This is a genomic window from Lentzea sp. NPDC036955, assembly GCF_055608005.1.
The window spans coordinates 415,418-427,447 of record NZ_JBVJRC010000007.1 but is presented as its reverse complement, the minus strand read 5'-3'; the positions used below and the strand labels follow the sequence as shown (position 1 = coordinate 427,447).

16 protein-coding genes are annotated in these 12,030 nt (G+C 68.3%); 10 read left to right on the top strand and 6 right to left on the bottom strand.

Features of this window, described 5'->3' with window-relative positions; genetic code table 11:
- Positions 1-195, bottom strand: a complete 195-nt coding sequence (locus ACZ7CF_RS25740) for a tachylectin-related carbohydrate-binding protein (protein ID WP_470370770.1) — start codon at positions 193-195, stop codon at positions 1-3.
- Positions 196-529: 334 nt separating this feature from the next.
- Here ACZ7CF_RS25740 and ACZ7CF_RS25735 point away from each other — a divergent pair, with 334 nt between their 5' ends.
- Both ACZ7CF_RS25735 and ACZ7CF_RS25730 read left to right on the top strand, forming a co-directional pair.
- Complete coding sequence (locus ACZ7CF_RS25735; protein ID WP_470370769.1) at positions 530-913, top strand: hypothetical protein; 384 nt, start codon at positions 530-532, stop codon at positions 911-913.
- 30 nt (positions 914-943) lie between these two features.
- Positions 944-1,921 (top strand): aldo/keto reductase, encoded by a 978-nt coding sequence (locus ACZ7CF_RS25730; protein ID WP_470370768.1) that lies wholly within the window; start codon positions 944-946, stop codon positions 1,919-1,921.
- A 1-nt stretch (position 1,922) separates the two neighbouring features.
- Here the strand turns inward: ACZ7CF_RS25730 and ACZ7CF_RS25725 are convergent, their stop codons facing one another.
- The gene (locus tag ACZ7CF_RS25725; protein WP_360390932.1) at positions 1,923-2,318 is read right to left on the bottom strand and encodes a PadR family transcriptional regulator; all 396 of its coding nucleotides are present in this window, start codon (positions 2,316-2,318) and stop codon (positions 1,923-1,925) included.
- A 185-nt stretch (positions 2,319-2,503) separates the two neighbouring features.
- On the opposite strand from ACZ7CF_RS25725, the gene rlmN reads away from it, so the two are divergent.
- From rlmN to ACZ7CF_RS25710, 3 genes are all read left to right on the top strand, one after another.
- A complete protein-coding gene (rlmN, locus tag ACZ7CF_RS25720; protein ID WP_360390929.1) occupies positions 2,504-3,610 on the top strand; it encodes a dual-specificity RNA methyltransferase RlmN in 1,107 nt (368 codons plus the stop codon).
- A 78-nt stretch (positions 3,611-3,688) separates the two neighbouring features.
- The gene (locus ACZ7CF_RS25715) at positions 3,689-3,934 is read left to right on the top strand and encodes a FitA-like ribbon-helix-helix domain-containing protein (protein WP_470370767.1); all 246 of its coding nucleotides are present in this window, start codon (positions 3,689-3,691) and stop codon (positions 3,932-3,934) included.
- The gene (locus ACZ7CF_RS25710; RefSeq protein ID WP_470370766.1) at positions 3,931-4,356 is read left to right on the top strand and encodes a PIN domain-containing protein; all 426 of its coding nucleotides are present in this window, start codon (positions 3,931-3,933) and stop codon (positions 4,354-4,356) included. The genes ACZ7CF_RS25715 and ACZ7CF_RS25710 overlap by 4 nt, the downstream gene beginning before the upstream one ends.
- Before the next feature lie 103 nt (positions 4,357-4,459).
- Here ACZ7CF_RS25710 and ACZ7CF_RS25705 read toward each other — a convergent pair whose 3' ends face one another.
- Positions 4,460-4,951, bottom strand: a complete 492-nt coding sequence (locus ACZ7CF_RS25705) for a beta-class carbonic anhydrase (RefSeq protein WP_458430622.1) — start codon at positions 4,949-4,951, stop codon at positions 4,460-4,462.
- 159 nt (positions 4,952-5,110) lie between these two features.
- Positions 5,111-5,473, bottom strand: coding sequence for a winged helix-turn-helix transcriptional regulator (locus ACZ7CF_RS25700; RefSeq protein ID WP_458434327.1), 363 nt, complete (start codon positions 5,471-5,473; stop codon positions 5,111-5,113).
- Positions 5,474-5,576: 103 nt separating this feature from the next.
- On the opposite strand from ACZ7CF_RS25700, the gene ACZ7CF_RS25695 reads away from it, so the two are divergent.
- Entirely contained in the window at positions 5,577-6,479 is a 903-nt protein-coding gene (locus tag ACZ7CF_RS25695; protein ID WP_470370765.1) for an NADP-dependent oxidoreductase, read from the top strand.
- Between the two features lie 7 nt (positions 6,480-6,486).
- Here the strand turns inward: ACZ7CF_RS25695 and ACZ7CF_RS25690 are convergent, their stop codons facing one another.
- Entirely contained in the window at positions 6,487-6,744 is a 258-nt protein-coding gene (locus tag ACZ7CF_RS25690; RefSeq protein ID WP_360390916.1) for a DUF2631 domain-containing protein, read from the bottom strand.
- A gap of 155 nt (positions 6,745-6,899) precedes the next feature.
- Here ACZ7CF_RS25690 and ACZ7CF_RS25685 point away from each other — a divergent pair, with 155 nt between their 5' ends.
- Together ACZ7CF_RS25685 and ACZ7CF_RS25680 are read left to right on the top strand one after the other, a co-directional pair.
- Complete coding sequence (locus ACZ7CF_RS25685; protein ID WP_360390914.1) at positions 6,900-8,039, top strand: ABC transporter ATP-binding protein; 1,140 nt, start codon at positions 6,900-6,902, stop codon at positions 8,037-8,039.
- Positions 8,032-9,171, top strand: a complete 1,140-nt coding sequence (locus ACZ7CF_RS25680; protein WP_470370764.1) for an ABC transporter substrate-binding protein — start codon at positions 8,032-8,034, stop codon at positions 9,169-9,171. Before ACZ7CF_RS25685 ends, ACZ7CF_RS25680 begins: the two co-directional genes overlap by 8 nt.
- On the opposite strand, the gene ACZ7CF_RS25675 is transcribed toward ACZ7CF_RS25680, so the two are convergent.
- A complete protein-coding gene (locus tag ACZ7CF_RS25675) occupies positions 9,158-10,288 on the bottom strand; it encodes a cytochrome P450 (protein ID WP_360390908.1) in 1,131 nt (376 codons plus the stop codon). The two genes, ACZ7CF_RS25680 and ACZ7CF_RS25675, sit on opposite strands and share 14 nt — an antisense overlap.
- A 98-nt stretch (positions 10,289-10,386) precedes the next feature.
- On the opposite strand from ACZ7CF_RS25675, the gene ACZ7CF_RS25670 reads away from it, so the two are divergent.
- Positions 10,387-11,226, top strand: a complete 840-nt coding sequence (locus tag ACZ7CF_RS25670; protein ID WP_360390905.1) for an ABC transporter permease — start codon at positions 10,387-10,389, stop codon at positions 11,224-11,226.
- The gene (locus tag ACZ7CF_RS25665; protein WP_470370763.1) at positions 11,223-12,029 is read left to right on the top strand and encodes an ABC transporter permease; all 807 of its coding nucleotides are present in this window, start codon (positions 11,223-11,225) and stop codon (positions 12,027-12,029) included. The genes ACZ7CF_RS25670 and ACZ7CF_RS25665 overlap by 4 nt, the downstream gene beginning before the upstream one ends.
- The last annotated feature ends 1 nt before the right edge of the window (position 12,030 follow it).

Here is a 12,030-nt window from a genome sequence, read left to right as displayed (position 1 = left end):
TCAGCGGTACCACCACAATGTGCCCTGGCTGTTGTTCTCCACGGCGTGGAGAACGTCCGCTCCTGGCGAGAAAACCCTGCGGTGCATGTTCCAGCCGCCATCGTTGACGAGCTTCAGGTAGGAGCCCCAGCGCTGGACGTCCGCGTGGTACTGGGTCCGGTACAGGGTGCCGTTGTTCCACCCGGTGGCGAGCACCCTCTTCGTCCACGCGGAGGCCTGCTCGTCGTAGCGTGCCCAGGTCAGATTGCTGGTGCCGTCAATCGCGTAGAAATCGCCCTTGGAATCAGTTCGCCGTCGTTCGTAATCTAGTAAATCCGACCGTCTGGGTCTGTCAAGACGGTCATTTGCGTCCATTCGTGCCCGATCGCCCGCTCTGGTGACCAGTCGTAGCTCCCCGATTCAGGAGTATTGTGAAATACTTTCGAAGATCACCGCCGGTCACTGCTGCGTAGATCGAGGCCTTCTCCCTGCACTGGATCTGCTCGGCTGCCGTAGCGACCTGAGCGTCACTTGATTGGAGAAGCGGTTCATGGCTGTTCGTTCGCTCGGCAACTTTCGCGAGCTGATCCATGGAGCTCCTGATGATCCGTCCATACAGGACTGCGTTGGGAAGAGTGACCCGAAACTTCAGGAACGGTTGGCGGCCTACCTCGAGCGCGGCTCCACCTTTGCCGTGACCACCTCCTTCGTGGACGACGTACTGAGCGAAGAGCAGACCCGAATCGGTCGCCTGGAGACGCTTACCGACGGAACCTGGTTGTGGCCGTCTGATCTCGCTCACTATGTACGCGTTTACAACGTGTGCGTACCGGAGGAATTCGTGAGACACGCGGCTTCGCTCGGTTGGACACCTCCTGAGCTCTCTCAAGAAGAGCTTGATGCTGTCGAGGATGCGCTCTTCCCGAACGAGTGAGCTTGTTCCGGCCGGACTAGGCTTCGGTTCGTGGAGAAGCGAAACGCAGGCAGGTTGAACCGCCAGGTCGGCGTCGTCGGGCTGGGGTGCTGGCAGCTCGGCGCCGACTGGGGCGAGGTGGACGAGAGCGAGGCGCTCGCGCTGCTGCACGCCGCCGCCGACACGGGGGTCGACTTCTTCGACACCGCGGACGTGTACGGCGACGGGCGCAGCGAGACGCTTGTCGGGCGGTTCCTCAAGGAGCGCAAGGACGACGGCGTCTTCGTCGCCACCAAGATGGGGCGGCGGCTGCCGGCGCAGACCACGGAGGGGTACAACCGCGAGAACTTCCTCGCGTGGAACGACCGCAGCCGCCGCAACCTCGGGGTGGACACGCTCGACCTGGTGCAGCTGCACTGCCCGCCGACGCCGGTGTACAGCCGGGACGAGGTGTACGACACGCTCGACGAGATGGTGGAGCAGCAGCGGATCGCTGCTTACGGCGTGTCGGTGGAGAAGGTCGAGGAAGCGCTCGAGGCGATCAAGCGGCCGAACGTGGCCAGCGTGCAGATCATCCTGAACGCGTTCCGGCTCAAGCCGCTCGAAGAGGTGCTGCCCAAGGCGGCCGAGGCGGGGGTCGCGATCATCGCGCGCGTGCCGCTGGCGTCCGGGTTGTTGTCCGGCAAGTACAGCAAGGACACGCAGTTCGGCGCGGACGACCACCGCAACTACAACCGCAACGGTGAGGCGTTCGACGTCGGCGAGACCTTCTCCGGGGTGCCGTTCGAGGTGGGGCTGGAGGCCGTGGAACGGCTCCGGCCGCTGGTGCCCGAGGGCGCGTCCATGGCGCAGTTCGCGCTGCGGTGGATCGTGGACCAGGCCGGTGTCACCGTGGTGATCCCCGGTGCTCGCAACGTGGAGCAGGCGCGGTCCAACGCGGCGGCGGCTGAGTTGACCGGAGTGGACCAGAAGGCGGTCGAAGCGGTGTACGACGAGCTGATCAGGCCGCACGTGCACGACCGGTGGTAGGTCACTCCTCGGCGAGGATGGCGTAGAGCTTGCGCCGCAGCTCGTTGTAGAGCTCGACGGCACGGGCCTTCTGCTCGGGCGTGCCCGCGTGGGAGATCTGCTCCATCGCGCTGCCGAGCAGCCGGATCGCGGTGCGCAGCTCGCCGTCGACCGGGTCGAGCTGGAAGTTGATGTCGCGCCAGGGCGGGGCCGTGTGCTCCGTCCTGCCGTGCTCGGTGAGGGTGAACAGCTTCTTGCCTCCTTCTTCTGCGGAGGAGATCAGGCCCTCGTCGGCCAGCATCTGCAGTGTCGGGTAGACCGAGCCGGGGCTCGGGCTCCAGCCGCCGCCGGTGCGCCGGGCGATCTCCTGGATGATCTCGTAGCCGTGCATCGGGCGTTCTGCCAGCAAGGACAGCACAGCCGCACGGACGTTGCCGCGCCGTTGGCGGCCGCCCCTGCCACCGCCTCCGAACGGGCCGTGGCGGTGCCTGTGAACGCGGTTCCTGTGGTGTGGTCTCATCATCATGTCGTTAACGATATATCGGAAGCTATCGCGATGCAACGGTCTTGTGTTGGCGAAGTTCGTGGGACACTGGATGTGCTATGACCTCGCTTCCCCTCGTCTTCGACGCGCCCAAGCGCGGCCTGCCGCCGCGCCACCTGGTCGACCTCACGCCCGCGCAACGCGCCGAGGCGGTGTCCGCCCTCGGTGAGAAGCCGTTCCGCGCCAAGCAGCTGTCGAACCACTACTTCAGCCGCCTGACCGTGGACCCGGCCGAGATGACCGACATCCCGGCCGCCACGCGCGACAAGCTCGTCGCCGACCTGATGCCGCCGCTGTTCACGGTCGTGCGCAAGGTCACCACCGACGAAGGCACGACCGCGAAGACGCTCCTGCGCGCGCACGACGGCACGCTCATCGAGAGCGTCCTCATGCGTTACCCGGACCGCGCGACGCTGTGCATCTCCTCGCAGGCCGGCTGCGGCATGGCCTGCCCGTTCTGCGCGACCGGTCAGGGCGGTCTGCAGCGCAACCTGTCGACCGCGGAGATCGTGGACCAGGTGCGCCTGGGTGCCGCGGCGATGCGCGACGGCGAGCTGCCCGGTGGGCCCGGCCGGCTGTCGAACATCGTGTTCATGGGCATGGGTGAGCCGCTCGCGAACTACAAGCGCGTGATCGAGGCCGTGCACCGCATCACCGCGCCGGCGCCGGACGGGCTGGGCATCTCGCAGCGCACCGTCACCGTGTCGACGGTCGGACTGGTGCCCGCGATCAAGAAGCTGACCGAGGAGAAGCTGCAGGTCAGGCTTGCGGTGTCGCTGCACACGCCGGACGACGAGCTGCGCAACACGCTGGTGCCGGTCAACACCCGCTGGGACGTGGCCGAGGTCCTGGAGGCAGCCCGCGGGTACGCCGACCAGACCGGGCGCCGGGTCAGCATCGAGTACGCGCTGATCCGCGACATCAACGACCAGGGCTGGCGGGCCGACCTGCTCGGCAAGAAGCTGCGCAAGCACCTCGGGCAGCTCGTGCACGTGAACCTGATCCCGCTGAACCCGACGCCGGGCTCGAAGTGGGACGCCTCGCCGAAGCCGGTGGAGCGGGAGTTCGTGCGGCGGGTGCGGGAGCAGGGTGTCGAGTGCACCGTGCGGGACACGCGCGGGCAGGAGATCGCGGCGGCCTGCGGTCAGCTCGCGGCCGAGGGCTGACCTGTCGGGCGGGCATGACCGCAACTACGAGCCTTTGAGTGCTAGCATTGACTGCAATGACAGCATTGGAGGTGGGTCATGGCGGTCCTCACGATCCGTGACTTCGACGAGAGTCTGAAGGCGAAGCTGAGAATTCGTGCGGCTGAACACGGCCGATCAATGGAAGCTGAGGTGCGTGCGATCCTCGCCGCTGTGTTGACCAAGTCCGACTCGGGGCCTGGTATGGGAACGAGGATTCGGCAACGCTTCACCGATATCGATGAAGTCTCGTTCGAACTGCCCCAGCGTGCTGAGTCGGCGCGAGCGGCGGAGTTTCCCGAGTGATCGTTCTTGACACCAACGTCGTTTCCGAACTCATGCGGCAGGTTCCGAACGACGAGGTGGTCCGCTGGGTGGATCGGTACCCGGCCGACGAAGTCTTCATCACCGCCGTCACAGCTGCCGAGCTCGCGTACGGCGTTGAGCGAATGCCGGACGGTCAACGTAAATCCGCGCTCGCGGTCAAGGTCTCAGAACTCCTGGTTGAGGATTTCCAGGGGCAGATCCTGCCGTTCGACGGCGCGGCGGCCACGTACTACGGCGAGATCGCAGCGGAACGCGAGGAACAAGGCTCCCCGATCAGCATGGCGGATGCGCAGATCGCCGCGATCTGCCGCCGCTTCGCGGCGTGCTTGGCCACCCGCAACATCAAGGACTTCGCAGACACGGGGATCACCTTGCTGAACCCGTGGCGCGACGCCGACTGACCGTGCGAGACACGCGGGCAGGAGATCGCCGCGGCCTGCGGCCCGCACGCCGCTCGGCCCGGACCGAGGTCTCGGCCAGGGCCTGGCCGGCAGCGTCGGAGGTCTACGGTTCCACCTCGGTCAAGGCCCCGGTGGCCACGTCGAACACGAAGCCTCGTACGGAGTCCTTGACCGGCACGAACGGATTGCCGGTGATGCGCGCGATCGACTGGCGGACGTCCTCCTCCAGGTCGGCGAACGCCTCGGCGGCCCAGGGCGGCTTCACGCCGACGTCCTGCTGGATCGAGCGCTTGAAGTCGTCGTCGGTGAACGTCAGCATGCCGCAGTCGGTGTGGTGGATGAGGATGATCTCCCTAGTTCCGAGCAGCCGCTGGCTGATCGCGAGCGAGCGGATCTCGTCCTCGGTCACGACGCCGCCGGCGTTGCGGATCACGTGCGCCTCGCCCTCGTTCAGCCCGAGCACGCGGTAGATGTCGAGGCGCGCGTCCATGCACGCCACCACGGCGACCTGCTTCGAGGGCGGTAGGGGCAGAGGGCCGGAGAACTGGGCGGCGTAGGTGGCGTTGTGGGCGAGCAACTCGTCGGTCACCGACATGATCTGGTCCTTTCACCTGGACGTATGTCGATGAGCCAACTGCCGCATGCGCATACCTGCAACAGTGCCCATGGGCTGGGAATGGCTCCGCAGCAGAAAGAGCGGAGACCGATCAGGTCGGGGACAGACCACCTCGCGGACGCGACGGCTGCTGACCCCTCAACGGGTGGTGGCGGGCTCCAGGCCGACGGGCGCGGTGTTGTCGAACGTCTCGCGCGCCTCGGCGACCGAGTCGTAGTTCTGCTGCGCCCACACCCGCAGCGCCGCGAGCGGTTCGATCACGCTGCGGCCCAGTTCGGTGAGCTCGTACTCCACGCGCAACGGCACCGTGGGGTACACCGTGCGCGTGACGAGCCCGTCGCGTTCGAGCGCGCGCAACGTCTGCGTGAGCATCTTCTGGCTGATGCCCTCCAGTTCGCGCTTCATCTCGCCGAAGCGCACCGGCCCGTTCTCCATCGCGCCGATCGCCAGAGCCGTCCACTTCGACGCGACCATGTCCAGCAGGTCGCGGCACGGGCACATCTTCGAGTAAACGTTCCTGATCACGGATAGTTTCTACCAGGTACCTAGTGCACAAACTAGTGTCTGATTGCGAACGGTGACCAGGTCACGCAAGCTTGTGCACATGCGAGCGATCAGCCAGACCGAGTTCGGCGGACCAGAGGTCCTGACCCTCATCGACCTGCCCAAGCCCACGCCCGTTCCGACGGAGGTGCTGGTCAGGGTGCACGCGGCCGGCATCAACCCGGTCGACTGGAAGACCCGCGCCGGCGATGGCATGGCCGGGTTGCAGACGTTCCCGCTCGTGCTGGGCTGGGACGTGTCCGGCGTGGTCGAGGAGGTCGGCTTCGGCGTCACGACCCTCAAGCCCGGTGACGAGGTCTACGGCATGCCGCGCTTCCCGCACGCCGCGAGCGCCTACGCCGAGTACGTCACCGCCCCGTCGCGCCACTTCGCGCGCAAGCCGCAGGGCCTCACCCACGTCGAGGCGGCCGCGCTGCCGCTCGCCGCGCTCACCGCGTGGCAGGTCCTGGCCGACACCGCCGACGTCCAGCCGGGGCAGAAGGTGCTGGTCACCGCGGCGGCCGGGGGAGTGGGGCACCTCGCGGTGCAGATCGCGAAGGCCCGCGGCGCGCACGTGATCGGGACGGCACGGGCGCAGAAGCACGCGTTCCTGAAGGACCTCGGCGTGGACGAGGTGGTCGACTACACGGTCGCCGAGTACGGGGGCCGCGACGTCGACGTGCTCGTCGACCTGGTCGGCGGCAGCTCGTCGGCACCGGTCAAGCCCGGTGGGCTCTTCGTCGGCGTGCCGTCGGGGGTCGCCGTCGGCCACCGCGACGACATCAGGACCAGCCCGATCCTCGTCGAGCCGGACCGCGCGGGCCTGGAGGCGATCACCGCGCTGGTCGAGTCCGGTGCGCTGCGGGTGCACGTCGACGCGACGTTCCCGCTGGAGGAGGCCGGACAAGCGCATGCCCTGGGCGAGAAGGGTCGCACCCAGGGCAAGCTCGTGCTGGAGGTCTGACGGGGGACTAGCGCCGCCAGGACGTCTTGCGGCGCGCCATGTCCCACACCAGCAGGGCGATGATCACCACGCCGGTGGCGACGAGGTAGATGTTCTCGATGCGACCGTGGTGGTTGCCGATCAGCATCAGGAAGCAGAAGATCGCGGAGAGCCAGCCGGCGATCCGGGTGCCCTTGGGCAGCGTGCCGTGCCAGCCCCACTCGTGCGACGGCTCCTCGTGAGGGTCGACGGCAGGACGCTTGTCCAGTTCCGAGGACGAAGCCACGGTTTCCTCCACTGCTCATCCGGTTACCTGGTCATCGTCGCACACGGGGACGCGCGCGGATGTGTGAGGTCGCGCGCGCACGCCTTATCAGCGGGGTCGTGCACCGTTACCGTTAGCGCGGCCCACCCGTCCCACCCTGCGAAGGCGCCACCGACTTGACCGGCTTCTCCCCCGCCGAGGGCTCCACCCCGGACACGTCCGCCCCCGTCGAGATCGGCCTGCACGGGGTGCGCAAGCGCTTCTCCGACCAGGTGGCGGTCGACGGGATCTCGCTCGACGTCCACGAGGGCGAGTTCTTCTCCGTGCTCGGCCCGTCCGGCTGCGGCAAGACCACGGTGCTGCGCATGATCGCCGGATTCGTCGACCCGGACGAGGGCCGCATCGAGCTCGACGGCAACGACATGGTGGGCGTCCCCCCGTACCGGCGGGACGTCAACACCGTCTTCCAGTCGTACGCGCTGTTCCCGCACATGTCCGTGTGGGACAACGTCGCCTACGGCCTCAAGCGCAAGAAGCTGCGCGGCGAGGAGCTGCGCAAGCGCGTCGGCGAGCACCTGGAACTCGTGCGGCTGTCGCAGTTCGCGCAGCGCAGGCCCGCCCAGCTCTCCGGCGGCCAGCAGCAGCGCGTCGCCATCGCGCGGGCGCTGGCGGCCGGTCCGCAGCTGCTCCTGCTCGACGAACCGCTCGGCGCGCTCGACGCGAAGCTGCGCAAGGAGCTGCAGATCGAGCTGATGCGCATCCAGCGCGAGGTCGGCACGACGTTCCTCTACGTCACGCACGACCAGGAGGAGGCGCTGGTCCTCTCGCACCGCATCGCCGTGATGAACGCCGGCAAGATCGAGCAGGTCGGCTACCCCGAGGACGTCTACGAACGCCCCGCCACCCGGTTCGTCGCCGGGTTCATCGGCACGTCCAACATCCTGGACGCCGAGGTGTCCGGAGTGGACGGCGGCTTCGCCGAGCTGACCGCTCCCGGCGCCACCCGGTTGCGCGCGCGGCTGACCGGCAGCGCCGCCCACGGGCAGAAGGTCGCCGCGACCGTGCGCCCGGAGAAGGTGCACCTGTTCAACGAGACCGCGGAACCGCCCACGGGCTGGTGCGTGCTCCAGGGCGTGGTGCACGACGTCGTCTACACGGGCGTGTCGACCCAGTTCGTCGTGGACACCCCGGTGGGAGAGCTGGTGGCGTTCGTGCAGAACGCCCAGCGCATCGACGACGCGGGCGCGCCGGGACAACCGGTGCGGATGGCGTGGGACCCCGAGTTCACCGTGCTGCTGGAGAAGGCTGATGACTGACAAGAACGTCCGGATCGCCCGTCTGTGGGACAACGACTCAGCGCGGGTGACCCGGCGCACGATGCTGGGCTCGATGACGTTCTTCGCGCTGGCCGCCTGCGGTGTCGGTGAGGCGCCGACGACCGGCGGTGCCACCTCGGCCGCGGCGAAGGCCAAGAACCTGAAGGACGAGCTCAAGCTCAACTTCTACAACTGGACCGACTACATCGCGAAGGACACCCTGCCGGGCTTCCAGACCGCGACCGGCATCCAGGTCACCTACGACAACTTCTCCACCAACGACGAGATGGAAGCCAAGATCGCTTCCGGCTCCGCGGGCTACGACCTGGTGGTGCCGTCGGACAACTTCCTGCGCCGGTTCCTGCGCTCGGGCCTGCTGCAGCCGCTGGACCACTCGTCGCTGCCGAACCTGAAGAACCTGGAGAAGCGGTTCGTCGAGGCCGACTACGACGCCGGCAACAGGTACTCGGTGCCGTGGGCGTGGGGCACGACCGGTCTCGCGTACTCGAAGTCGCAGATCGGCGGCGACGTCACCGGGTTCTCCGCCTACGACCTGCCGAACGCGCAGGGCCGCAGCACGATCCTCGACGAGGCGCGCGACGGCATGGCGCTGGGCCTGCTGGGGCTCGGTCACGACCCGAACACCACCGACGCGAAGCAGATCGACGACGCGGCGAACTTCCTGCTGTCGTTGAAGAAGAAGCTCGGCCAGATCACCTCCGACGTGATCGAGCCGCTCACCTCCGGCCAGGTGCGGCTGGCGCAGGCCTACTCCGGTGACGCGTTCCAGGCGCGTGAGACCAGCGAGGACGTGGCGTACGCCATCCCGTCCGAGGGCGGACTGTCCTACGTGGACCTGCTGGTCATCCCGAAGGACGCGCCGCACGCCGAGAACGCGCACCGGTTCATCGACTACGTCCTCGGTGCCGAGACCGGCGCCGAGCTGTCCAACGCCGTGCGCTACGGCAGCCCGAACGCGGCCGCCAAGCCGTTGATCGACAAGGAGCTGCTGGACGACCCGCTGGTCTACCCGTCGGAGGAGCAGCTGAAGAAGCTGCCGTTCACCAAGGACCTCGGTGGTGACGTCGAGGCGCGGTACGCCGACGCCTGGACGAAGGTCAAGACCGGCTGACCGGCTGGCTCAGCATCCCCCTGATCAGCACCGACTCGCGGAACGTCGCCGGACCCGCCAGCCGCAGGTCCGGCGCCGCACGCGCGATCGCGCGGAACGCGACCTCGCCCTCCAGCCGCGCGAGCGCCGCGCCCAGGCAGTAGTGGAGGCCGCTGGAGAACGCCAGGTGCTCCGGCTGCTGCACCCGCATCACGTCGAAGCGGTGCGGCTCCGGGTAGACCCGCGGGTCCCGGTTCGCGGCGGCGAGGAGCAGGTGGACACCCTCGTCCACGCCGATCTCCTCACCCGACAACGTGACCGGCTCGTGCGCGAGCCGGGTGGTGAACTGCACGGGCGGCGCCCAGCGCAGCGTCTCCTCGACCACGTCGGGCGCGATGCCGGGGTGCGCTGTGAAGAACGCCCACTGCGCCGGGTGGTCGAGCAACGCGCGCACGCCGTTGCCGATCAGGTTGACCGTCGTCTCGAAGCCCGCGATGAGCAACAGCGCCAGCGTGCTCAGCAACTCCGGCACGGTGAGCTCCTGCTCCGCTTCCGCGGCCACGAGCGCGCTGATCACGTCGTCGCCGGGCCGCGTCCTGCGTTCGGCGATGAGCCGCTCGAACAACGCGAAGACCCGGTCGTCGGCCTTGTCCTTCTCGGGGGAGACCCTGCCGTCGAACGACTCCGCGACGAGACGGCCGTAGTGCGCGAAGTCGCCGGTGTCGGCGTCCGGGATGCCGAGCAGTTCGCTGATCACGGCGATCGGCAGCGGTTGCGCGAAGTCGCTCATCAGGTCGAACTCGGCACCGGCCCGGTCGAGCAGCGCGCCGGCGACCTCCTCGACCCGCGGCCGGTACCCGTCGATCTTCTTCGGGCTGAACGCGGGCGCGGCCAGCCTGCGCAACCGGGTGTGGTCGGGCGGGTCCAGCTCCAGGAACGACCCGGACAGCACGTTCGGCGTGCCCGGATAGGTGCCGTTGGCGTATCGCACGCCGAAGCGGCGGTCGCGCAGGATCTTGTTCACCAGCGAGTGGCTGGTCGTGGTCCACAGGCCGCCGTCGCGCGTCAGCGGTCCCCGTGCGCGGATCCGTTCGTAGATCGGATGTGGGTCTTCATGGCCGTTCAGCTGCTCCAGCACCGCTTACCCCCTTGCCGGGAAGCGTCCGCGGCATGTGGTCCTGCCGACAACCTTGACCACCACGGTACGGGAGCGGGCACGTGGCAGGATGTGCGCTCGTGCTCCGACGCTGGCTGAAGGCCAACGCCCTGCTCACGCCCACCGGGCTGTGGCTGGGGATTTTCCTGATCGCACCGCTCGCGCTCGTCGTCCAGTTCAGCTTCGCGACGCGGGACACCGGCGTGGCCCGCGCGGTGCTGCCGTGGACGACGCAGGCCTACCTGACGGCGCTGGACCCGGCGTTCCTGCCGATCTTCGGGCGGACGCTGGTCTACGCGGTGGCGACGACGGTCGCGTGCCTGCTGCTCGGCTTCCCGCTGGCGTGGTTCATCGCGCGGCACGGCGGCCGGTACCGGACGGCGTTGCTGGCGGCGGTGCTGATCCCGTTCTGGTCGAGCTACCTCGCGCGGATCTACGCGTGGAAGGCGCTGCTCGACGGCGAGGGCTTGGTCAACACCGTGCTCGGCTGGGTGGGGCTCGACCGCGACGGCGGCTTCCTGCTCACGCACGGCGCGGTGGTCCTCGGGCTCACCTACGGGTTCCTGCCGTTCATGGTGCTGCCGCTCTACGTGGCGTGCGAGCGGTTCGACTTCCGGCTGGTGGAGGCGTCGTACGACCTCGGGCACGGGCGGGTGTCGACGTTCTTCCGGATCGTGCTGCCGGGCGTGCTCACCGGCGTGCTGGCCGGGTCGTTGCTGGTCCTGGTGCCCTCGGCGGGCGACTTCGTCACGCCGAAGCTGCTCGGCGGGGTCGACCAGTCGACGTTCGGGTCGGTGATCGACGACCAGTTCCGCGGCGGCAACAACTGGCCGCTGGGGTCGGCGATGGCGGTGCTGCTGCTCGTGCTGGTGGTGCTCGTGCTCGTGTTGCGCGGGCGGCGTGGGGAGGACGTGCTGTGAACCGTCGGCCGTGGGCGCTCGGTGCGGTCGCTCTGCTCGTGTTCGTGTTCCTGTACGCGCCGATCGTGTGGCTCGCCATCGCGTCGTTCAACTCCTCGCGGTCGTTGTCGCGCATCAGCGGCGTGTCGACGCGGTGGTACGAGGAGCTGTTCCGCGACACCCGCGTGTTGGAGTCGTTGCAGCTGACGCTCCAGCTGGCGTTGGCGTCCGCGGTGATCTCGACGGTCATCGGCACGTTGGCGGCCTTCGGGTTGCGGCGCGCGTTCCCCGGTCGTGGGCTGTGGACGGTCTTGCTGTCGTTGCCGCTCGTGGTGCCCGAGGTCGTCATGGGTGTGGCGATGCTGGGGTTCTTCGTGAAGCTTGCCGGAATCCCGCTCGGATTCGGGGCGTTGCTGTTCGCGCACGTGGCGTTCTCGCTCAGCTTCGTCGTCGTAGTGGTGCGGTCGCGGGTGTCCGGGATGGACGTCCGGCTGGAGGAGGCCGCGGCCGACCTCGGGGCGTCGCCGTTCGTGGCGTTCCGGACCGTGACGCTGCCGCTGGTCGCGCCCGCGGTGGTGGCGGGTGCGGCGTTCGCGTTCCTGCTGTCGTTCGACGACGTGGTGATCTCGTCGTACCTGACCGGTGTCGGGTCGACGACGCTGCCGGTGTTCGTCTACGCGCAGGCCTCGAAGCGGGGCATCTCGCCGGAGGTCGTGGCGCTGTCGACGTTGATGGTGGCGGCCACGGCCCTGCTGCTGATCATCGGTGTGGTGCTCGCGTCGTGGCGGGCGCGGAGGGCCGGGTCCACCGCGCAGCTGGTCTGAG